The sequence below is a fragment of the Azospirillum sp. INR13 genome (assembly GCF_015390205.1).
GTDB lineage: Bacteria > Pseudomonadota > Alphaproteobacteria > Azospirillales > Azospirillaceae > Azospirillum.
Window position 1 is genome coordinate 215,902 of record NZ_VUOI01000005.1, and the last position, 22,388, is coordinate 238,289.

Sequence of the window (22,388 nt, forward strand, 5' to 3'; positions counted from 1 at the left end):
CAAGGGCACACACCCCAACGAAACGGAGGGTTCCATCATGATCACCATTCGCCATCGCGACGAGCGTGGGGTTGCCAACATGGGTTGGCTGAACAGCAACCACGGCTTCTCGTTCGGCCATTACTTCGACCCCGGCCATATGGGCTTCCGCGCCCTGCGGGTCATCAACGAGGACCGCGTGATCCCCGGCGCCGGCTTTCCCACCCATGGGCACGCCAACATGGAGATCGTGTCCTACGTGCTGAACGGCGCGCTGGAGCACAAGGACTCCATCGGCACCGGGTCGGTGATCCGTCCGGGCGAGGTCCAGGTGATGAGCGCCGGCCGCGGCATCCGCCACAGCGAGTACAACGCCTCCGACACCGAGCCGGTGCATTTCCTCCAGATCTGGATCCTGCCGGAAGCCAACAACCTGGCCCCGGCTACCAGCAGGCGGATTTCCCGGCCGAGCAGAAGCAGGGCAAGCTGAAGCTGGTCGGGTCGCGTGACGGGCGTGACGGCAGCGTCACCATCCACCAGGATGTCGACCTGTACGCCGCGCTGCTGGACGGCGAGGAAAGCGCCACCCTGACCCTGCGCCCCGGCCGCCATGGCTGGGTTCAGGTCGCCCGCGGCCGGGTCCACCTGAACGGCACCCTGCTGAAGGCCGGCGACGGCGCCGCGCTGACGGATGAGGAGGCGGTGACGCTCGACCGCGCCGACGATGCCGAGGTTCTGGTCTTCGACCTCGCCTGACGCGTCACAGCACCTGCTTGGGCACCGACAGCAGTTCCTTCCTGATGCGGTTCAGGCTGGGGCGGTTGTCGGTGCCGAAGGCGATGGGGCGGCACAGATGCATGGCGGTCAGCCCGACCCGCGCGGTCAGCAGGCCGTTGATCACCCCCTGCCCCATCCGGGTGGAGATCGCGGCGGCGAGCGACCCGCCCAGCGCCTCCACCGCCACATGATGGGCGCTTTCCGTCACCCCGGCGACGGCGATGTTGGCGAGCATCCGGCGCAGCAGCCGCAGCGAACCGACATAGCCGGGCCGGGCGCCGTAGAGGGAGGCGATCTCCCGCACCAGCTTCAGGTTCCGCCACAGCACCACCGCGAAATCCAGCAGCGCCGCCGGGCTCAACGCGGTGGCGACGGCGGTGTCGCGCGAGGCGAGCAGGACCCGCTGATAGGCGGCGCGGTCGAGCGGAGCCAACACCTCGCGGTCCAGCAGCCGCACCACCTCATGCTCGTCATGGGCGTCGGTCACATGGTCGCGCACGCGGGCCAGCGCCGGAGCCAGTTCCCGCCGGTCGGCGTAGAGGGCCACCAGCGACCCGGCGAAACGGTCGGCCCGGCCGCCCGGCGCCTCCACCTCCAGCCTGCCAGCCTCCGCCCGCAATTCCTCGATCCGCCGCAGGCGGCGCAGCGACAGCAGTTCGTTCACCAGCATCGCCACGGCGGCGATGCCCGCGGTCGCGGCCAGCAGCGCCACCAGCACGCCCAGCACAACACTGGTGGCGAAGGCGCGGTTCAGCAGGTCGGCGGTGTCGAACCCCAGCGCCACCACCACCAGCGCCGCCAGCGCCCCGAACAGCCAGCGCCCGAGCCGGCGGGTCGTCCGCACCGGCGCCGCCGGGGCCGGCAGCAGCTCCGCCGGGTCGCCCGATCCGGTCAGCAGCGCCGTCTCCTCCTCCGCCGAAACCGGAGCGGCGCGGTCCAGTTCCAGCTCCATCGGCGGAACCCAGCCCTTCGCGGCCTTGCGGGTGTCGCTGTCGCGCTCCGTCACAGCAGGTAATCCCCCAGCAGGAATTGCAGGGCCTGATCGACGCGGATGTGCGGCAGGCCGCGCGGGTCGCGGCCGAGATCGTCGGGCGGACGGAAGGCCAGGAAATTATAGGGGCGGTCGCGGCCGGGCGGAAAGGCCTCGGCATCCTCCGGGATCTCGCCGGGGAACAGCACGGTCGGACGGTCGCGCCCGACCGGCACGCCACGCACGCAACGCAGCTGCCGGCCCTCATGCTCGGTCACCACGCTGTCGGTGCATTTCAGCGCGGCGATGGCCATCGTCTCGACCTGGGCGCCTTCGAAGCGGATGGCGTTGCGGGCATCGCCGACCAGCCGGTCGAGCAGCGCGCGCAGCTGGGCATGCTGGTGGGCGGCGATGTGGTCGGCCTTGGTCGCGGCGAACAGCACCCGGTCGATCTTGGTGCCCAGCAGCCAGTCGAGCCAGCCGGAGGAACCATGGCGGAAGGGCTCCAGGCTCAGTTCCAGCGCCCGCTTCATGTCGGCCATCCCGGCCGGCCCGGCATTCAGCGCGCCAAGCACGTCGATCAGCACGATCTGGCGGTCGAGCTTGGCGAAATGTTCGGAGAAGAAGCGGCGGACGACGTTGGTCTTGTAGGCCTCGTAGCGCTCCTCCATCAGCGCCCACAGGCTGCCGCGCCCCGCGACCCGCCGGCCTGGGGCGGGGGGCAGCGGGCAGAAGGTCAGCAGCGGCGCGTCCTTCATGTCGCCCGGCTCGACGAAGCGGCCGGGCTGGATCAGGCTGAGCAGCGTGTCCGCCCGCCGGCAGGCGTGCAGATAGTCGGTGTAGAGCGCCGCCCCGCGCCGCGCCGTCTCCTCCTCCGCCGATGCCATCGGATCGATGGTGGCGAGCCAGCCGCGCCAGGAGGCGGACAGCTCGTCGCGCGGCGGCCGGGCGGCAAGCTCCAGGGTGAGCGCGCTCCATTCCGCGAAGCTCTGGCGCAGCAGCGGCAGGTCGAGCAGCCATTCGCCGGGATAATCGACGAGGTCGAGGTTCAGCGTCGCCACCGGCTGCACCGCCCGCTTCAGTGCCGAGTCCGGACGGTAGCGCAGGGCGACGCGCATCTGGCCGATGCCGCGCGTCGGCTCCGGCCAATGGGGATCGGGACCGATCAGCGCGGCGAGATGGCCTTCGAAGTCGAAGCGCGGCACGTCCGGGTCGGGCTGCGGCCGCAGCCGCGCCGCCTGGAAGCGGCCCGACGACATGACGTCGAGGAAGGGAAGCCGCCCGGCCTTCAGCAGATTGTCGACGAGCGCGGTGACGAAGACGGTCTTGCCCGCCCGCCGCAGCCCGGTGACGCCGACGCGCACCGTCGATTCCAAAAGAAGCCGGCTGCCGGCATCGTACAGGTCGTTCAGGTGAGGAATACGCACGGGCGGTCGTTCACGTCTGGCCGAGGACCGGCCCTATATGGGGTGGGACGCCCAAGATGCGAAGGGGCACCCCCGAATACGAAAGGGCCGCGCTCCCTTTCGAAAGCGCGGCCCTTCGTTGCCGAAGATTCCCTCACGCACAACCACGAGCGCGGGCCACCTTCGATGCGGTGGGGCGGCCGATGGCGTCGCTGATGAACGCACCGGCCGCGATCAGCTTGTCCAGGTCCACCCCGGTTTCGATGCCGAGGCCGTTCAGCATGTACAGCACGTCCTCGCTCGCCACGTTGCCGCTGGCCCCCTTGGCGTAGGGACAGCCGCCGAGCCCGGCGACCGAGCTGTCCACCACCGCCACCCCCATCTGCAGGGCCGCCAGGATGTTGGCCAGCGCCTGCCCATAGGTGTCGTGGAAATGGACAGCGATCTTGTCGACCGGCACCCGCTCCGCCACCGCGGCGATCATCAGTTGCGCCTTGGTCGGCGTGCCGGTGCCGATGGTGTCGCCCAGCGAGATCTCGTAGCAGCCCATGGCGAACAGCCGTTCCGCCACGTCGGCCACCGCCTGCGGCGCGATCTCCCCCTCATAGGGGCAGCCGAGCACGCAACTGACATAGCCACGAACCGGCACGCCCGCCGCCTTGGCCTGCTCCATGACGGGGGCGAAGCGGTCCAGGCTCTCGGCGATGGAACAGTTGATGTTCTTCCGGCTGAAGCTTTCCGACGCGGCGCCGAACACCGCCACCTCGTCGGCCTTGGCCGCCAGCGCGCCCTCCAGCCCCTTCAGATTCGGGGTGAGGGCGGCATAGCGCACGCCGGGCTTGCGGGCGATGCCCGCCAGCACATCGGCGCTGTCGCCCATCTGCGGCACCCATTTGGGCGAGACGAAGCTGGCCGCCTCCACCACACTCAACCCGGCGTCGGACAGGCGGTCGACCAGCTCCACCTTGACCGCCGTCGGCACCATGGATTTTTCATTCTGGAGGCCGTCGCGCGGGCCGACCTCCACCATGCGGACGAATTTCGGCAGCAGCATCGTCACGCCTCCGCGATGTCGAGAACCAGCAGGTCGACGCCTTCCGACACCTGATCGCCCGCCGCGAAATTCACCGCGCTGACGGTGCCGGCGGCCGGGGCCTTGATGGTGTGCTCCATCTTCATGGCCTCCAGCAGCATCAGCGGCGCGCCGGCCTCGACGCTCTGGCCGGCTTCGACCAGCACGCGGACCACGGTGCCGGGCATCGGCGCGGTCAGACGGCCGCTGCCGCCCTCCTGCTCCGCCGCGCGGGCGCTGGGGTCGTCCAGCGTCAGGCGGGACACCGCTCCGTCGATCAGCACGGTGATGTCCAGCCCCTGCTGTACCACGGTGGCGCGGGTGCGCATTCCGTCCAGCGTGGCGGTCAGCAGGCCGTCCGACAGGCTGACGCCGGTCACCGGCATCGCCTTGCCGCCGTCCACCGCGACCTCGTAACCGTCGCTGCGGAAATGCAAGGTCACCTCGCGCGCCGTGTCGCCGTCCATCAGGCGCAGGTCGTAATGTTCTCCTCGTTCAGCCGCCAGCCATTGGCGAGCAGCCAGGGCGAATAGCGGTCCGACCGGGCGCGGAGCGCCGCCTGGGCCTCCTCCCGGCGCTTCAGCAGCACCGACAGGGACGCGGCGGCCAGCGCCCTGTCCGACACCGGGGCCGGCGGCGGCAGCAGGTCGGCGCGGTGGCGCTCGATGAAGCCGGTGTCGATCTCCACCGCCTTGAAGGCCGGATGGCCGGCGATGGCGCCGAGGAAGCCGACATTCGTGGTGACGCCGACCACCTCATACTCGGCCAGCGCCACGCGCAGCCGGCGCAGCGCGCTGTCGCGGTCCTCGTCCCAGACGATCAGCTTGGCGATCATCGGGTCGTAATACATCGTCACCGAATCGCCCTCGCGAACGCCGGTGTCGACGCGGACGTGATCGTTCTCGGCCGGCGGGCGCAGGCGGACCAGCTTGCCGATGGCCGGCAGGAAGTCGCGCTGCGGATCCTCGGCATAGAGCCGCGCCTCGAAGGCATGACCCCGGCGGGTCAGCTGGTCCTGGCGCAGCGGCAGCTCCGCCCCGGCGGCAACGCGCAGCTGCCACTCGACCAGATCGAGCCCGGTGATCTTCTCCGTCACCGGATGCTCCACCTGCAGGCGGGTGTTCATCTCGATGAAGTAGAAGCCGCCATCCTCATAGAGAAACTCGACGGTGCCGGCGCCGACATAGTTGACCGCCTTGGCGGCGGCGACCGCGGCCTCGCCCATGCGGCGGCGAAGGTCGTCGGGCAGGTTCGGGGCCGGCGCCTCCTCGATCACCTTCTGGTGGCGGCGCTGCACCGAGCAGTCGCGCTCGAACAGATAGACGCCGTTGCCGTGGGTGTCGCAGAAGACCTGGATTTCGACATGGCGCGGCCGGCCGAGATACTTCTCCAGCAGCAGGCTGTCGTCGCCGAAGGCCGCCTTGGCCTCGCGCTGGGCGCCGGCCACCGCGTCGGCCAACTCGTTGGCGGCGCGCACCACGCGCATGCCCTTGCCGCCGCCGCCGGCCGACGCCTTGACCAGCACCGGATATCCGATGCGTTCGGCCTCCGCCGACAGGGTGGCGAAGTCCTGGTCGGTGCCGTGATAGCCCGGCACCAGCGGCACGTCGGCATTCGCCATCAGCCGCTTGGATTCCGCCTTGGAGCCCATGACGCGGATCGCCTCGATCGGCGGGCCGATGAAGACGATTCCGGCCTCGGCGCAGGCCGCGGCGAAACCGGCATTCTCCGACAGGAAGCCGTAGCCGGGATGGATCGCCTGGGCCCCCGTCCGCTTTGCCACGTCGAGGATGACCTCGCCGCGCAGATAGCTTTCGCCGACCGGGGCCGGGCCGATGCAGACGGCCTCGTCGGCCATCTGGACATGCATTGCCTTGGCGTCGGCCTCCGAATGGACGGCGACGGTCTTGATGCCCATGCGGCGGGCGGTGCGGATGACCCGGCAGGCGATTTCGCCACGGTTGGCGATCAGGATCTTGTCGAACATGGCCATTTGGGACATTGGTTCAGCTCCGCCAGGACGGGGTGCGTTTGTCGAGGAAGGCGCCGACGCCCTCCTTGCCTTCGGCGCTGGCGCGCTGGCGGGCGATGCGCTCCGCCGTGTCGCGCACCACCTCTTCGGTCAGCGGCCGGCGGGCGACGGCGCGGATCAGCTCCTTGGCGGCGGTGACCGCCGTGGGCGCGCTGTCCATCAGGGTCTTCACCGTCTTCGCCACCGTCTCTTCCAGCCCGTCGGCATTGGTCAGCTCATGCAGCAGGCCGATGCGGTGGGCCTCCGCCGCGCCGAAGCGCTCGCCGGTCAGGAAATAGCGGCGGCAGGCGCGCTCGCCGATGGCGGCGATGACATAGGGGCTGATGGCGGCGGGGATGATGCCCAGCCGCACCTCCGACAGGGCGAAGGTCGCGGTCTCCACCCCGATGGCGATGTCGCAGGCCGAAACCAGCCCGACGCCGCCGCCGAAGGCCGGCCCCTGCACCACGGCGACCGTGGGCTTCGGGCATTCGTCCAACGTCCGCAGCATGGTGGCGAGGCCCATGGCGTCGGCCAGATTCTCCGCGTGGGAGTAGCCGGCCATCTTCTTCATCCAGGACAGATCCGCCCCGGCCGAGAAGCTCTTGCCCACCCGCGCAGCAGCACGACGCGCACCGCCGGATCCTCGCCCACCCGGCGGAAGGCGGCGGTCAGGTCGGCGATGACCTGCTCGTTGAAGGCGTTGTGGACGTCGCCGCGGTTCATGGTGACGGTGCGACGCCGTTTTCCGCAACCTCGACCAGAATATCGTTTGGCAGAATGTCGCTCATGGTCGCCTCCATCACATCCGGAAGACGCCGAAGGGCGTCTTCGGCACCGGCGCGTTCAGCGAGGCCGACAGGCCGAGGCCCAGCACCATGCGGGTGTCGGCAGGGTCGATGATGCCGTCGTCCCACAGCCGCGCGCTGGCGTAATAGGCGTGGCTCTCGCGCTCGAACTGGGCGCGGATCGGCGCCTTCAGCGCCTCGTCGTCCTCGGCCGACCACGGCTTGCCCTGGGCTTCCATGGCGTCGCGCTTGACCTGGGCCAGCACGCCCGCCGCCTGCTCGCCGCCCATGACCGAGATGCGGGCGTTCGGCCACATCCACATGAAGCGCGGGCTGTAGGCGCGGCCGCACATGCCGTAATTGCCGGCGCCATAGCTGCCGCCGATGATGACGGTGAATTTCGGCACCTTGGCGCAGGCGACCGCCGTGACCAGTTTGGCGCCGTCCTTGGCGATGCCGCCGGCCTCGTATTTCCGCCCGACCATGAAGCCGGTGATGTTCTGCAGGAACACCAGCGGGATGCGGCGCTGGCAGCACAGCTCGACGAAATGGGCGCCCTTCAGGGCGGATTCGCTGAACAGGATGCCGTTGTTGGCGATGATGCCGACCGGATAGCCGAAGATATGGGCGAAGCCCGTCACCAGCGTCGTGCCGTAGAGCGGCTTGAACTCGTCGAAGCGCGACCCGTCGACCACCCGCGCGATCACCTCGCGCACGTCGAAGGCTTGCGGGCGTCGCTGGGGATGACGCCGTAGAGTTCACGCGGATCGAAGGCGGGTTCCTCCGGCTCGCGCAGATCGAGGTCGATGTGCTTGGCCCGGTTCAGGTTCGACACCACGCGGCGCGCCATCGCCAGCGCGTGGGCGTCGTTCATCGCGTAATGGTCGGTGACGCCGGAGGTGCGGGAATGGACGTCGGCGCCGCCGAGATCCTCGGCCGACACCACCTCGCCGGTCGCGGCCTTCACCAGCGGCGGGCCGCCCAGGAAGATGGTGCCCTGGTTGCGGACGATGATCGCCTCGTCCGACATCGCCGGGACATAGGCGCCGCCGGCGGTGCAGCTTCCCATCACAACGGCGATCTGCGGGATGCCCTCGGCCGACATGTTGGCCTGGTTGTAGAAGATGCGGCCGAAATGGTCGCGGTCGGGGAAGACCTCGTCCTGGTTCGGCAGGTTGGCCCCGCCGCTGTCGACCAGATAGATGCAGGGCAGGTTGTTCTGCTGGGCGATCTCCTGCGCCCGCAAATGCTTCTTGACCGTCAGCGGGTAATAGGTGCCGCCCTTCACCGTCGCGTCGTTGGCGACGATCATGCACTCCTGCCCGGCGACGCTGCCGATGCCGGCGATGATGCCGGCGGACGGGATGTCCTCGGCATAGACGCCGTCGGCGGCCAGCTGCGACAGCTCAAGGAAGGGCGAGCCGACGTCGAGCAGCTGGCGGATGCGCTCGCGCGGCAGCAGCTTGCCGCGGGCGAGGTGCTTGTCGCGCGCCTTCGCCCCGCCGCCCTGCTGGATGGCGGCGACCTTCCGGCGCAGATCGTCGACCAGAACCTGCATGGCGTCGGCGTTGGCCTGGAACTCGGCGGAGCGCGCGTTCAGGGCGCTCTTCAGGACGGTCATGCCGTCTTCCTCCCGGTTTGGCGGTCTTGATTGCAGACTGTGTTACTGAACAAGCGCGCGGCTGATGACCAGCCGCTGGATGTCGCTGGTGCCCTCGTAGATCTGGCAGACCCGGACGTCGCGATAGATGCGCTCGACCGGGAAATCGTTGAGGTAGCCATAGCCGCCATGGATCTGGATGGCGTCGGAGCAGACCTTCTCCGCGATCTCCGAGGCGAACAGCTTGGCCATCGCCGCCTCCTTCATGCAGGGCACCCCGGCGTCGCGCAAGGACGCGGCATGCAGCACCATCTGCCGCGCCGCTTCCACCCGTGTCGCCATGTCGGCGAGGCGGAAGGCGATGGCTTGATGCTGAATGATCGGCACGCCCATGCTCTGGCGTTCCTGGGCGTAGCGGATGGCGTGGTCCAGCGCCGCCCGCGCCATGCCGACCGACTGCGACGCGATGCCGATGCGCCCGCCTTCCAGGTTCGCCAGCGCAACCCTATAGCCCGCCCCTTCGGCCCCGAGCATCAGCTCGGCCGGAACCCGGCACTCCTCGAAGACGATCTGGCAGGTGTCGGAGCAGTGCTGGCCCAGCTTCTCCTCCGTCCGCGCCACCTGATAACCCGGCGTGTCGGTCGGCACGATGAAGGCGCTGAGGCCCTTCTTCCCCGCCGCCGGATCGGTCACCGCGAAGACGATGGCGACGTCGGCCTGCGAGCCCGACGTGATGAACTGCTTGGTGCCGTTCAGCACCCAGTAATCGCCGTCGCGCCGCGCGCGGGTCTTGATCGCCGAGGCGTCGGAGCCCGCCTGCGGTTCGGTCAGGCAGAAGGCGCCCAGCATCTCGCCGCGCGCCATCGGCTTGAGGAAGCGGTCCTTCTGGGCATCCGTACCGAACTTCAGGATCGGCATGCAGCCGACCGAGTTGTGCACGCTCATGATGGTGGAGACGGCGCCGTCACCGGCGGCGATCTCCTCGATGGCAAGCGCGTAGGCGACATGGTCGGTGGCGGCGCCGCCGAACTCCTCCGGCACCAGCATGCCCATCAGGCCGAGTTCGCCCATCTCGGCGAGTTCCGCCTTGGGGAAAGCGCCGCTGCGGTCGCGCTCGGCGGCGGTCGGGGCGAGCCGGTCCTGCGCGAAAGCGCGGGCCATGTCGCGGACCATGGTCTGTTCTTCGGTCAGGTGCATCGGGCGTTTCCTCGGGCGATGGTTTTTGTTGGTGGCGCTACCCCCCACCCTAACCCTCCCCCGCTGGGCGGGGGACCAGTGCTTGGGCGGAAGAGCGGCGGCAGTCCCTCCCCCGCCCAGCGGGGGAGGGTCAGGGTGGGGGTCTAACTGCCCCTTACACCCGCTCCACCGCAATCGCCGTAGCCTCACCGCCACCAATGCACAGCGACGCCACACCCCGCTTCAGGTCGTACTTCTCCAGCGCCGCCAGCAGCGTCACGAGGATGCGCGCCCCCGAAGCCCCGATCGGGTGCCCCAGCGCACAGGCGCCGCCATGCACGTTCACCTTGTCGTGCGGCAGGTCCAGGTCGCGCATCGCCGCCATGGTCACCACGGCGAACGCCTCGTTGATCTCGAACAGGTCGACGTCGCGGGCCGACCAACCCACCTTCTCGAACAGCTTCTGCATCGCACCGACCGGAGCCGTCGTGAACAGCGCCGGCTGCTGGGCGTGGTTGGAATGCCCCTTGATCTCGGCGATCACGCGCAGGCCGCGCTTCTCGGCCTCGCTGCGGGTGGTGACGATCAGCGCCGCGCCGCCGTCGGAGATCGACGAGGCATTGGCCGCCGTCACCGTGCCGTCCTTGGCGAAGGCCGGCTTCAGCGTCGGGATCTTCTTGGGATCGCCCTTGCCCGGCTGCTCGTCGGTGTCGACCAGCGTGTCGCCCTTGCGGCCCTTGACCAGAACCGGCGCAATCTCCGCCTTGAAGGAGCCGTCCTCCACCGCCTTGCGGGCGCGGGTCAGGCTCTCGATGGCGTAGTTGTCCTGCGCCTCGCGGGTGAAGTTGTAGCTGGTCGCGCATTCCTCGGCGAAGGTGCCCATCAGGCGGCCCTTCTCGTAGGCGTCCTCCAGACCGTCGAAGAACATGTGGTCCAGCACCTTGCCGTGGCCCATGCGATAGCCGGCGCGGGCGCGGTCCAAGAGGTAGGGGGCGTTCGACATGCTCTCCATGCCGCCGGCCACCACGACCCTGGCCGAGCCGGCCTTGATGACGTCATGGGCGAACATCACCGCCCGCATGCCGGATCCGCAAACCTTCGAGATAGTGGTGCAGCCGACGCCCTTCGGCAGCCCGGCACCGAGCGCCGCCTGACGCGCCGGGGCCTGGCCCAGACCGGCCGACAGCACGTTGCCCATGAACACCTCGTCCACCGCGTCCCCAGCCAAGCCCGAGCGTTCCAGTGCCGCCTGGATGGCGACGGCACCAAGCTGCGGCCCGGTCAGGCCCATGAGGTCGCCCTGGAAGCCGCCCATCGGCGTGCGGACGGCGGCGGCGATGACGATGCTGTCGGTCATGGTGGTCGGTCCCTTTCCCTCGATCTTTTCGGTACGGCCTTACGCCGTCTCTTTGAACAGTTCGCGCCCGATCAGCATGCGGCGGATCTCGCTGGTCCCGGCGCCGATCTCGTAGAGCTTGGCGTCGCGCAGCAGGCGGCCGGTCGGGTACTCATTGATGTAGCCGTTGCCCCCCAGTGTTTGAATGGCCTCCAACGCCATCCAGGTCGCCTTTTCGGCGGAGAACAGGATGGCGGCGGCGGCGTCCTTGCGGGTGGTCTCGCCGCGGTCGCAGGCCTTGGCCACGGCGTACACATAGGCCTTGGCGGCGTTCATGATCGTGTACATGTCGGCCAGCTTGCCCTGCATCAGCTGGAACTCGCCGATGGACTGGCCGAACTGCTTGCGGTCGTGGACATAGGGGATCACCACGTCCATGCAGGCCTGCATGATGCCGAGCGGACCGCCCGACAGCACCGCGCGCTCGTAATCCAGGCCCGACATCAGCACGTTCACGCCGCGGCCGACGCCGCCCAGGATGTTCTCCACCGGCACCTCGCAGTCCTCGAACACCAGCTCGCCGGTGTTGGAGCCGCGCATGCCCAGCTTGTCCAGCTTCTGCGCCACCGAGAAGCCCTTGAAGCCCTTCTCGACCAGGAAGGCGGTGATGCCGCGCGGGCCGGCGTTGATGTCGGTCTTGGCGTAGATCACCAGCGTGTCGGCGTCGGGGCCGTTGGTGATCCACATCTTGGTGCCGTTGAGCACATAGCGGTCGCCCTTCTTCTCGGCCCGCAGCTTCATCGACACCACGTCGGACCCGGCGTTCGGCTCCGACATCGCCAAGGCACCGATATGCTCGCCGGAGATCAGCTTGGGCAGGTAGCGGCGCTTCTGCTCCTCGGTGCCGTTCTTGCGGATCTGGTTGACGCAGAGGTTCGAATGGGCGCCGTAGCTGAGCCCCACCGAGGCCGAGGCGCGCGACACCTCCTCCATCGCCACGACATGCTCCAGATAGCCCATGCCGGCGCCGCCATACTCCTCCTCCACCGTCACGCCGAGGATGCCGAGGTCGCCCATCTTGCGCCACAGCTCGTTCGGGAACTCGTTGGTATGGTCGATCTCGGCGGCGCGGGGGGCGATCTCGTTGGCGGCGAAGCTGCGCACCGAATCGCGCAGCATGTCGGCCGACTCGCCGAGGTCGAAATTCAGGCTGGGGTACTGGTTGGACAGCATGGCGTATCGCTCCCCTGGGAAATCATCCGTTCTTTGACCATACGTTACCGTATGGCGCGGCGGGTGGCAAGGGGTAGCTGAAGGCTGTGAAAACCAGCATTTCCTCAAGGGATTAAGGCCCATCCGCCGCTGCGTATACACTGCCGCATCGTGGAAACACGGCGAAAAAGGCAATCGTTTCAAGGCTGCCATGCGCGCCTCCGGACTGGGTGCGGCGTGGTCGCGCTTTCATGTTGCTGCGGTGCGGGGCTAATTTCTGGATACCGTATACCTGAGGACGCTGCGAAGGAGCCTTGTGACGATGATCCGCGTACCGCGCCCGAACATGGACGGCTTCACCATCGCCCTGGTGGCGACCGTCGGTCTGGCGACCGTGTTGCCGGTGCAGGGCCAGTTCGCCCAGGGGGTGCATTACCTGGCGGAAGCGGCCATCGCTCTGCTGTTCTTCCTGCACGGCGCCCGTCTGCCGCGGGAGGAGGTGGTGGCGGGCATGGCGCACTGGCGCCTGCACCTGCTGATCTTCAGCCTGACCTTCGTCGCCTTCCCGCTGATCGGCTGGGCGGTGGCGGCGACGCTGCCGCACAGCCTGCTGCCGCCGGCCCTGGCGGTCGGGGTGCAGTTCCTCTGCCTGCTGCCCTCCACCGTCCAGTCCTCCATCGCCTTCACCTCGATGGCGCGGGGCAACGTCGCGGCGGCGGTGTGCAGTTCCACTCTGTCCAACATCTCCGGCATCCTGATGACGCCGCTGCTGGTGGCGCTGTTCCTGAACGTGCAGGGAGGCGCGCTGTCGCTGGACACGCTGCAGACCATCGCGGCGCAGCTCCTGCTGCCCTTCGTCGCCGGACAGCTGCTGCGGCGCTGGGTCGGCGCCTGGGCGGCGCGGCACAAGGCGATGCTGAAGTTCACCGACGCGGATCGATCCTGCTGGTCGTCTACATCGCCTTCAGCGAGGCGGTGGTGAACGGGCTGTGGCATCAGGTGCCCCCGGCGGCGCTGGGCATGGTGGTGCTGATCGACTGCGCCATCCTGGCGTTCTTCCTGGTCGGCACGACGCTGCTCAGCCGCCGCCTGGGCTTCTCCCGCGCGGACGAGGCGGTGATCGTCTTCTGCGGCTCGAAGAAGTCGCTGGTCAGCGGCGTGCCGATGGCCGGCGTGCTGTTCGCCCCGGCCACCGCCGGTCTGGTGCTGTTGCCGGTGATGGTGTTCCACCAGATCCAGCTGATGGTCGGCGCCGTCCTGGCCCGCCGCTACGCCGACGAGGAGGAGGCGCGCGACGCCTTGCCGGCGACCTCGTGAGAAGGCGCCCTCTCCCGGATAGAGTCCCCTCTCCCCCCCGGGGAGAGGGTTAGGGTGAGGGGGTCGCGCTGCGAAGATTTTCAAGCATCGCGCACTCTCCGCTCGCCACCAACTCCACCCTATGCCTCCCCCTCACCCCGACCCTCTCCCCGCTATCGGCGGACCAAAGGTCCGCCTGTCGCGTCAGCGCAAACGAAGTTTGCGCGTGAGCGGGGGGGAGAGGGGGAAGCAGGTGCCCCCTACCCCTCTCCAAACTCGCCTGTCGCGGCCATGATGGCGGTGCGGAGCCGGTCGGCCTTGGCCGGGCCGGCGACCATTTCCAGCAGGCGCAGGGCGTAGAACAGGTTGATCTCCGCCGTCTCCGCATCGTCCGGGTCGCCGGCGGCCCTGGGATACTGCGCCAGCAGCGCCTGCGCCCGCTCCAACAGGCCCTTTTCCATCGACGCCATGGCGTCCTTCAGCGGCTGGTGCAGGCCGAGCGCGTCGGCCAGCCCCTCGCACCGGCGCAAGGCGCGGGCATGGTCCTCCGCCGCGGTCTGGGCATCGTCGTCCACGGCAACCGGCCGGCCACTGGCGGCGGGGGCCGCAACCGCGGTCAGGATGCCCCGAGGCGCCGTGTCCAGAACGCTGCCGGTCACCATGGTCCGCACCGCCGCCTTCACCGCGTCCAGCCGCTCGCGATAGACCGGCTCGGCCAGGAAATCCATGACGGCGGAGGTGGTGTTGACGCTGGCGACCAGCCGTTCGGCGATGGCGATGGTCTCCTCCGGAGCGATGGCGACGGCAGCCCCGCCGGCCCCGTCGCCCTTGCCATGGACGTTCCCGTCCAGGCGGGCGCTCCGCTCCTCCAGGTTGGTGACCACCAGCCCGCTCAGCTGGGCGAAGATCACCGGCTGCTCCCGCCGCGCCTTGCCGAGGTCGATGTCGTTCAGCACGGTCAGAAGGTCGGCCGGGTTCGCCATGCGGGAGGCGGCGACCAGCAGCAGGTAACAGACCAGCGTCGGCGATTGGCGCGCCGCCGCCTGGGCCGCCTGCTCGATGGCTTCCACATGGCGGTCGTCCAGCGCCGGCAGCGGCTTGGGCGCCAGCACGTCCTTCAGCGCCTCCACCGTCAGGCCGATGTCCAGGAAGGCGGCGACGTCCAGAACCTGCCGCCGCAGCTCCTCGTCGCCGTGAAGCAGCCGCCACACCATCTGGCGCGAACCGTCCTGCTCCACCGCCCCCCGAATGGCTTGGGCGGCCATCGGCCACAGCCGGCGCCCGATGTTGCGCAGCGCGTTGATGTTGCCGGGCGCGGTTTCCTGCACCTGCCGGTCGAGCTGGTCGATCAGGGCGGTGTCGCCGCATTCCGTCACCAGCCGCCAGACCGGTTCGATCACCCGCCGCTCGATGCGGCCCAGCGGAACGTCGACCCCGCTGAAGCTCTCCAGCACATCCTCGAACGGCATGCACAGGACGCGCTTCATCGTCGGCCGGCGGCCGGGCCGCACCTGGACCAGCCGCGGGCGGATGGCGGCGAAGGTCTGGCGCACGTCGGGATGGTCGCGCACCCGCTCCAGCAGGCGGACGACCTCGATGAACTTGTCCTCGGGGATGTCGAACAGCCGGCTTTCCAGCCCCGGCAGGCGGACGACCTTGCCCTGTCCGCTTCCGTCCGCCGCTTCGGTCATGGCGAGCGCGCTTTCACCGCCTCGATCCGGCGGATGGCGTCCATGTCCATATGGCCCGTGCGCCAGTCCTCCAGCATGCGGACGGAGCGGCGCTGGGCCAGCCTCACCTGCTTGGAATCCTCTACGAAGTCGCGGCTGGACTCCTTCCTCGGCAGCAGGGGCAGGATGCGGAACAGGTCGTTGACGGTCGCGGCCTGCTGGTGGTGGTCCTCGGTCTGCGCCACCTCCCAGGCCCCGGTGATGTGGCTCCAGCCGTCGAGCAGCCACGCCATCCGCCCCGCCTGGGCGCGCACGCGGACGATCTCGACGTCCCAGTCGCGCATCAGCGGGCCGATCGCCTCGATGCGGCGGTGGAAGTCGCCCAGAACCTTGTCGCCGATGGCGATGGTGTGCTGCGCCACCTCCGCGCAGAAGGCGGCGACCGGGGCGGCGTCGCCCGGCACCTCGCGCGCCCAGTCGGTCAGGCTGTCGCGGAAGCCCTTCAAATCCATCAGTCCGCGCACCAGCCGGCCGGGCTTGGGCGAGCGCGCCAGCCCGACCGGGGCGGCGACCGCGGCGACGTCGGCCAGCCGGGAATAGAGCAGGGTCGCGTCCATCCGCAGGCTTTCCGCCGCGCGGGTCATCAGCTGGCGGGTCAGCCGCTGCCCTTCGTCGGTGTCGATGCCGGCCTTCAGCATCTCCGGCGATTCCAGCCCGACCGCCTTCAGGATCGACAGGATCAGCAGGTAATGGGTGAGGGTGCTCTGCTCCTCGTCCTCCTCCAGCGCATGGCGGGCAGCCTGCGCCGCCTTCGGCCCGGCCAGCCCGCGCCGCGCCGCCTTCAGCGTCGCCCGGCGGATCTCGTGGGGCGAACAGGCGTCCTCCTTCACGATCAGGTCATGGAGATAGCGGTCGTGCATGGTCATCGACACCATGTCGGGCACCGATTTCCAGGCGACCACATAGATGCCCATGCCCTGCGACAGGCTGGGGATCAGCACCTCCAGCTTGGACCGTTCGCCGCGGCGCACGCGGGTCTGCGACAGCAGCGGCGTGGTGAAGGCCACCGCGGCCCCCCGTTCCTCGAAGGTCGACGGCGCGTATTCGATCGCACCCTTCAACATGATTGCCGTTCCGGATTCGCCTGACCGATCTGTTACGGCCGCGCCGCCCTTCAGGCCGGGACCGGCTGCGCGCCATACCCACCCATTACTACATGGTCGCAACACAAGCGGCGGCGAGCAATTTGTACCGATTTGTAGCACGCTGCGACGGCCTGCCGCAGTTGGGAACGAACCCTATGCAAAGCCGGACCTTGACCGCGAACGGTTATCCTTCGCCAAAGCCTTGATGCAATGCGGCGGAAGACGGGCCGCCCATGAAAATGGGGCGTGAAACCTTTGAAGGGTCGGCAGAAATTTTCGAACAGGCAAGGCAATCGCGTATGGGCATTCAAGCAACGGCGTTGCGCTTCAGATGCCCTTCTCCCCTTGCGGGGCGGGATCGGCCAAACGCCGACGGCGTTTTGCCGACCCGCGGGTTGGGATGAGGGGTGCGGCGGCCACAGGCCATTGGAACCGTTAGATTTGCGCCCCTCACCCCAACCCCTCTCCCGCAAGGGGAGAGGGGCCTTTTTCTACGATTGAAACCCATATGCGATAGCCCTGTTCGAACAGGTGACGGCCCTTGCGCTTTGCGCGGCGACGCGACAGTTTGGGCGCAGGTTCAGACCGCAATACTTCAGACCGCCGGACTTCAGGCCGCCAATCAGGGGAGAGACAGAGGGTGAGCAACATCGGCATCGTGCTCGGACGGTTCCACCGCAAGGAAGGGGAAGAGATGCTGGACGAGGCGCGGGCGGTCGCCGCCCGCCGCGGCCTCGGCATCGTCGCGGAGGTTTGGGTCCCCGGCTCGATGGAAAAGCCCTTGGCGATCAAGCGCCTGCTGATGCGCGACGACGTCGCCGGCGCGGTGGCGCTGGGCATCATCGAGCGGGGCGAGACCGAACATGGCAACGTCATGGGCCATGCGGTGATCCGCAGCCTGATCGACCTGCAGCTTCAGTTCATGAAGCCGGTCGGCGTCGGCATCCTCGGCCCGGGCATCAACCCGTCGCAGATCCCGCCACGCATCCGCCCCTACGCCGCCGCCGCGGTGAACGCCTGCGCCGACCTGATCGAGCAGGGCTGAGGGCACTTACGCTCCGGCGGGGCGCCGCCGGTGCAGCAGATGCATCGCCCTTCCGGACGGCGAGGAAGGGCGCAGGCCCGGTCACTGCAACCCCAGCAGTTCGCCGAGCGCATGGCTGAGCTGGCGCGGGGTCACCGGCTTGTGGATGATGCCCAGCCCATGGGCGGCGGCGTCGCGTTCGCACTCGGGGCCGGTCTCGCCGGTCAGGATCAGGCCCGGAACCGGCGGGCCGCCCGCCTCCTCGAACAGCGCGCGGATGCCGGCGACGGCGTCCGTCCCGAAGCGGCCTTCGCGCAGGCGGTAGTCGGCGACGACCAGATCGGGACGGCGGCCGCTGCGGCGCAGCGCCTCCACCGCCTTTTCGGCCGAACCGGCGACCAGCACCTCATAGCCCCATTCGCGGAAGATCGTCTCCAGTCCCAGAAGCACGATGGCGTCGTCATCCACCACCACGGCGAAGCGGCCGTGGCCGGTCGTCGCCGCTTCCGCCGGGCTGAGCGGACGCTCGACGGTCCGGCCGAGCGGCAGGGCGATGACGAAGCTGGTCCCCTGCCCCGGCTTCGACTGGACGTCCACGGGGTGGTTCAGCAGCTGCGACAGCCGCCGCACGATGGCAAGTCCGAGGCCGAGGCCGCGGTTGCGGTCGCGTTCCGGATTGCCGACCTGATGGAATTCCTCCCAGATGCGTTCCAGATGGTCGGGCGGGATGCCGATGCCGGTGTCGCGCACCTCGATCAGCAGGCGGCCGCCGGCCTGCCGGCATTCGATGTCGATCCGGCCGCTCTCGGTGTAGCGCAGCGCGTTCTCCACCAGATTGCGCACCATGCGCGTCAGCAGCGTGCGGTCGGTGCGGGCGGAGGCGTTGCAGGACAGGACATGCAGCTCCAGCCCCTTGGCCGCCGCGACCGGCCGGTAGGAGGCGGCGATGTGGTCGAACAGCGGGACCATCGGGACACTCTCGATGTTCGGCTGCACCACCCCGGCATCGAGCCGCGACATGTCCAAGAGGCTGTCGAGCAGCTCCTTCAGCGCGTCCAGCCCGCGGCCGAGATGCATCAGCGCGTTGGCGCCCTGGCTGCCCTGCACATGGGGTTTCAGCACGTCGACGAACAGCATCAGCGCCTGAAGCGGCTGGCGCAGGTCGTGGCTGGCGGCGGCCAGGAACTTGCCTTTTGCGTGGTCGGCCGCCTCCGCCGTCTCCTTCGCCTGCATCAGCGCCTGCTGCGCCTGCCGGCGGGCGGTGATGTCGCGGAAATAGACCGACAGCCCGTCGGCGCTGGGATAGATGTTGACCTCCACCCAGTAGCCCAGCACGGGGGACAGCACCTCCACGGTCAACTCCCGCCCTTCGCGCACCGCCTGCTTCTGCGCCTCCAGCGACTCGCTGCCCAACGCTTTGGGAAACACGTCCCAGAGGCGGCGGCCCAGCAGCGTGTCGCGCGACCGGCTCCAGAGCTGTTCGGCCTTGCGGTTGATGTAGGTGAAGCGCCAGTCGTGATCGACGGCATAGAAGGCGTCGCTGATGCTCTCCAGGATCATCACCGCCCGCTCGTGCGAGGCGCGCGCCTCCTCCTCCGCGCGCTTGCGCATGGTGATGTCGCGGGAGAAGCAGCCCACCCCCTCCGCCGTCGGCAGGATGCGGATCTCCAGCCACCGCGTGGTGTCCTCGCCGTCCAGGCGTTTCTCCATGCTGGTCGGCACCCGCTCCGTCATGGTCTTGCGGCACAGCGCCTCCAGGTCGGAGCCGGCGAGCTGGGGCCAGATTTCCCACAGTCGGCGGCCCCGCATCGCCGACAGCGGCTGATGGCCGATTTGCTCGGACCGCCGGTTCTGGTAGATCACCCGGTAATCGCGGTCGAGCGCCACCAGCGCCTCGTCGATGCTGTCCAGGATGTCGCTGGCACGCTTGCGCGCATCGGCGATGGCCTCCTCCATCCGCCGCTCGTCGGAGCGGTCGTGCAGGATCCACAGGTAACCCTCTTCGTCGCCCTGCAGCGGCAGGATGGTCAGCGCCCCCCAGACCACGGAGCCGTCGCGGCGGCGGAAGGCACGCTCCTCCTGGATGCGCCCTTCGGCCAGCGCCCGCAGCCTCAGCGCGTCGGGAATGCCGGCCACGACATCCTCCGGCGGGAAGAGGAAGTCGACCGGGCGGCCCTGCGCCTCTTCCTCCGTCCAGCCCAGGATGCGGACGGATCCGGGATTCCAACTGGTCACCCTGCCGTCCGGCGATAAGGTCAGGATGGCGTGGCCGACGGCGCTGTCCAGGATGGCGCGCAGCCGCCTTTCGCTGTCGGCATGGGCGGCGCGGCTGTGCTCCAGGGCATCGAAGGCGGTGCGCAGATCCTCGTTGAGCGCATTGACCGTCAGCAGGTCGTCGCAGCCGGTGCAGGCGGTGGCGAGGGCGGCGCTCAGCCGCGCGTTTTCCCGCTCCAGCTCTTCCACGCGCGCCGCCAGCTGCGCATCGGGAGCGGTAACCGGTTGGGCGGTCGGCCGAGTGTTCGGGGAAGCGTTCGGTTGGGCATCCGGACCCGCCCCGCCCCCCATCCGGCTGGTCGCGGGCTCGTCCGGGAGAGACTGCGGCTTGGTCATAGGCGCTCAAGAAAAACGAAAGTCTCAGTAGACGAGAGTGCGCAAGACCGAAAGCCCCTGTAAACCCTCCAAAGGAAATAGGACTGATGATTGCAGACGCGATCAATTTTATCTTTATCAATACCGCATATCTGTAATGGCCCTGACCATTGCCCGCACGCCGGGATCGGGCACTTTGTCACGCCGCAAAACCAACCCTAGCGTGCGAACCAGCGGTGGAGACAGAGATTGGACTGCGAAGCGGTCGCAATCGCCCGGTCCCTGGACGGTGACCGACGGCAGGATCGACCGGCCGAGCCCGGCGGCGACGAGGTTCTTGTTCGCCTCGACATTGCCGAGTTCCATGGACGGGCGCGGCTGCACGCCGCCGGCCATGAACCAGCCGTCGATCACCGCCCGCATGGTGCCGCCGCGCTCGTAGAGGATCAGCGCCCCGTCCGCCAGCACCGCCGGGGCGATGCCGTCCGGCCCCGGCTCATCCCCGATCCGCGGACCGACGCAGACCAGCTCCTCGCTGCACACCGGTTCGATGGACAGGCCGGCGCGGACGGCCGGCAGCGTGACCAGCGCGAGGTCCAGCGCCCCGGCTTCCACCGCGTCCAGGATGTCGGGCGTATTGCCGGTGACGACGATGATCTCCAGCCCCGGATGGGCGGCACGCAGTGCGGCCAGGATCGGCGGCAGCCGGTAGATGCAGGCCGTCGCCCCGGTGCCGATCCGCACGCGCCCCGCCTGCCCGGTGCGGTGGCGTCCCATGGCGGCGGATGCCGCCTCCACCTCGTCGCGGATGCGGCGGATGAAGGGCAGCAAATCGCGGCCGGCCGCCGTCGGCAGGGCGCGCTTGCCGACCCGCTCCACCAGCCGCACGCCGAAGCGTTCCTCCAGATTGCGGATCTGCATGCTGACCGCCGGCTGGGTCAGGCCGAGCCGGCTTGCCGCCTCGGTGAAGCCGCCATGTTCGACGACGGTGGCGAAGGTGATGAGTTGGTCGAGGTTCAGGCCGCGCATACCCACAGCCTTCCTTATGATTTCGATCAAATCAATAAATTTGCCTTTTCCACGGCGGTCCGCGACGGTGGGGCCATGACGACCGCAGCCATTCCCTCCTCCGCCCCCTCCTCCACATGGCTCGTGCTGCTGTGCGCCAGCCGCTTCGCCACGTCGCTGTCCTTCATGGTCTATGCCGGCGCGCTCGTGCCGGCGATGCAGGCCTGGGGCATGTCGGCGGGAGAGGCCGGGTCGATCCAGACCGCCTTCAACATCGGCTATGCCCTGTCGCTGGTGGGGTCCTCCTGGTTCGCCGACAGCCTGGGCGCCAAGCGCGTCTTCCTGTGGGCAAGCTGGGCAACGGCCCTGACCGGCCTTGCCTTCGCCTTCTTCGCCCGCTCGGCGGAAAGCGGCCTGCTGCTGTTCGCGCTGATGGGGCTGACGCAGGGCGGAACCTACGCCCCCTCCATCATGCTGGTGGCGCAGGGGGTGCCGACGGCGCGGCGGGGTGCGGCGGTCGGCTGGCTGCTGGGGGCGGGGTCGCTCGGCTATTTCGCCTCCATCGCGGTCGCAGCATGGCTGGCGGAGCGGTTCGGCTACGAGGCCGCCTTCATCGCCTGCGGGTTGGGACCGCTGCTGGCGGCGCTGCTCGCCACGCCGGGACTGCGCGGACGCGTCAATCTGGTCGCCGGCGGCGGCGCACGGCGGCTGCGCGGCGCCTTCCGCTTCCTGGCCGACCGCCGGTCCTTCCTGCTGACCGCCGGCTACACCACCCATTGCTGGGAACTGCTGGGCATGTGGGCCTGGCTTCCGGCCTTCCTGACGGCCAGCCTCGCCAACTCGGGCGGAGCCGGCATGCGCGGCCTGTGGATCGCCGCAGCCATCCATCTTTCGGGCTTCCTGTCGTCGCTGCTGATGGGACGGGCGTCGGACCGTCTGGGCCGGCGGGCCGTTCTGGTGGCGATGGGACTGCTGGGTGCGGCCTGTTCCTTCACCATCGGCTGGATGGACGGGATGCCGCTGGTCCTGGTGCTGGCGGTGGCCGCCCTCTACGGCTTCTCGGCGCTGGGCGATTCCCCCGTCCTGTCCACGGCGATGACGGAATCGGTCGAGCCCGGCAGCCTGGGGGCGGCGCTGGCCGTGCGCTCCATCCTCGGCTTCGGCGCCGGCGGCGCCGCGCCGCTGGCGTTCGGGCTGGTGCTGGACCAGGCCGGCAGCCTTGGAGGCCCGATGGGAGGCTCGCCCTGGGGCTGGGGTTTCGCGCTTCTCGGCGTCGGCGGCGGGTTGGCGACCGTCTGCGCCCTGCTTCTTCCCGCCGACCGTCCTCAC

14 protein-coding genes and 4 pseudogenes are annotated in these 22,388 nt (G+C 69.1%); 5 read left to right on the forward strand and 13 right to left on the reverse strand.

The genetic code is table 11. The annotated features are described in order from the left end of the window. The first annotated feature begins 37 nt into the window (after window positions 1-37). Both F1643_RS24520 and F1643_RS24525 read left to right on the forward strand, forming a co-directional pair. Window positions 38-469, forward strand: coding sequence for a pirin family protein (locus tag F1643_RS24520; protein ID WP_370540498.1), 432 nt, complete (start codon window positions 38-40; stop codon window positions 467-469). Window positions 470-528: 59 nt separating this feature from the next. After that, on the forward strand, window positions 529-735 hold the full coding sequence (locus F1643_RS24525) for a hypothetical protein (RefSeq protein WP_370540503.1): 207 nt from the start codon (window positions 529-531) through the stop codon (window positions 733-735). Window positions 736-739: 4 nt separating this feature from the next. Here F1643_RS24525 and F1643_RS06755 read toward each other — a convergent pair whose 3' ends face one another. The 9 genes and pseudogenes from F1643_RS06755 to F1643_RS06795 form a co-directional block, all read right to left on the reverse strand. Continuing rightward, entirely contained in the window at window positions 740-1,762 is a 1,023-nt protein-coding gene (locus tag F1643_RS06755; protein ID WP_194912104.1) for a TIGR01620 family protein, read from the reverse strand. Further along, complete coding sequence (locus F1643_RS06760; protein ID WP_194912106.1) at window positions 1,759-3,153, reverse strand: YcjX family protein; 1,395 nt, start codon at window positions 3,151-3,153, stop codon at window positions 1,759-1,761. Before F1643_RS06760 ends, F1643_RS06755 begins: the two co-directional genes overlap by 4 nt. 133 nt (window positions 3,154-3,286) lie before the next feature. After that, on the reverse strand, window positions 3,287-4,186 hold the full coding sequence (locus F1643_RS06765; protein ID WP_194912109.1) for a hydroxymethylglutaryl-CoA lyase: 900 nt from the start codon (window positions 4,184-4,186) through the stop codon (window positions 3,287-3,289). A 2-nt stretch (window positions 4,187-4,188) separates the two neighbouring features. Next, a pseudogene (locus F1643_RS06770) lies at window positions 4,189-6,191 on the reverse strand (acetyl-CoA carboxylase biotin carboxylase subunit). 19 nt (window positions 6,192-6,210) lie between these two features. After that, window positions 6,211-7,006, reverse strand: a pseudogene (locus tag F1643_RS06775) (enoyl-CoA hydratase/isomerase family protein). Window positions 7,007-7,017: 11 nt separating this feature from the next. Next, window positions 7,018-8,624 (reverse strand): annotated as a pseudogene (locus F1643_RS06780) (carboxyl transferase domain-containing protein). Between the two features lie 42 nt (window positions 8,625-8,666). Further along, the gene (locus tag F1643_RS06785; protein WP_194912111.1) at window positions 8,667-9,800 is read right to left on the reverse strand and encodes an acyl-CoA dehydrogenase; all 1,134 of its coding nucleotides are present in this window, start codon (window positions 9,798-9,800) and stop codon (window positions 8,667-8,669) included. A gap of 154 nt (window positions 9,801-9,954) precedes the next feature. Continuing rightward, window positions 9,955-11,136, reverse strand: coding sequence for an acetyl-CoA C-acyltransferase (locus tag F1643_RS06790; RefSeq protein WP_194912113.1), 1,182 nt, complete (start codon window positions 11,134-11,136; stop codon window positions 9,955-9,957). 39 nt (window positions 11,137-11,175) lie between these two features. Then, window positions 11,176-12,348: an isovaleryl-CoA dehydrogenase gene (locus tag F1643_RS06795; RefSeq protein ID WP_194912116.1), complete on the reverse strand. Its 1,173-nt coding sequence runs from the start codon at window positions 12,346-12,348 to the stop codon at window positions 11,176-11,178. A gap of 301 nt (window positions 12,349-12,649) precedes the next feature. Here F1643_RS06795 and F1643_RS06800 point away from each other — a divergent pair. Continuing rightward, window positions 12,650-13,644: pseudogene (locus tag F1643_RS06800) on the forward strand (bile acid:sodium symporter family protein). A 239-nt stretch (window positions 13,645-13,883) separates the two neighbouring features. Here the strand turns inward: F1643_RS06800 and F1643_RS06805 are convergent. Beyond that, window positions 13,884-15,314: a hypothetical protein gene (locus tag F1643_RS06805; RefSeq protein ID WP_194912118.1), complete on the reverse strand. Its 1,431-nt coding sequence runs from the start codon at window positions 15,312-15,314 to the stop codon at window positions 13,884-13,886. Then, on the reverse strand, window positions 15,311-16,417 hold the full coding sequence (locus F1643_RS06810; protein ID WP_194912121.1) for a hypothetical protein: 1,107 nt from the start codon (window positions 16,415-16,417) through the stop codon (window positions 15,311-15,313). The genes F1643_RS06805 and F1643_RS06810 overlap by 4 nt, the downstream gene beginning before the upstream one ends. A 661-nt stretch (window positions 16,418-17,078) precedes the next feature. Between F1643_RS06810 and F1643_RS06815 the strand changes: the two genes are divergently transcribed. After that, window positions 17,079-17,483: a 6,7-dimethyl-8-ribityllumazine synthase gene (locus tag F1643_RS06815; protein ID WP_149228796.1), complete on the forward strand. Its 405-nt coding sequence runs from the start codon at window positions 17,079-17,081 to the stop codon at window positions 17,481-17,483. Between the two features lie 81 nt (window positions 17,484-17,564). On the opposite strand, the gene F1643_RS06820 is transcribed toward F1643_RS06815, so the two are convergent. Continuing rightward, window positions 17,565-20,072, reverse strand: coding sequence for a PAS domain-containing protein (locus tag F1643_RS06820; RefSeq protein ID WP_255542472.1), 2,508 nt, complete (start codon window positions 20,070-20,072; stop codon window positions 17,565-17,567). Between the two features lie 117 nt (window positions 20,073-20,189). Then, entirely contained in the window at window positions 20,190-21,080 is an 891-nt protein-coding gene (locus F1643_RS06825) for a LysR family transcriptional regulator (RefSeq protein ID WP_194912123.1), read from the reverse strand. Window positions 21,081-21,155: 75 nt separating this feature from the next. On the opposite strand from F1643_RS06825, the gene F1643_RS06830 reads away from it, so the two are divergent. Further along, the coding region (locus tag F1643_RS06830) for an MFS transporter (protein ID WP_206692373.1) at window positions 21,156-22,388 on the forward strand (1,233 nt) is incomplete at its 3' end.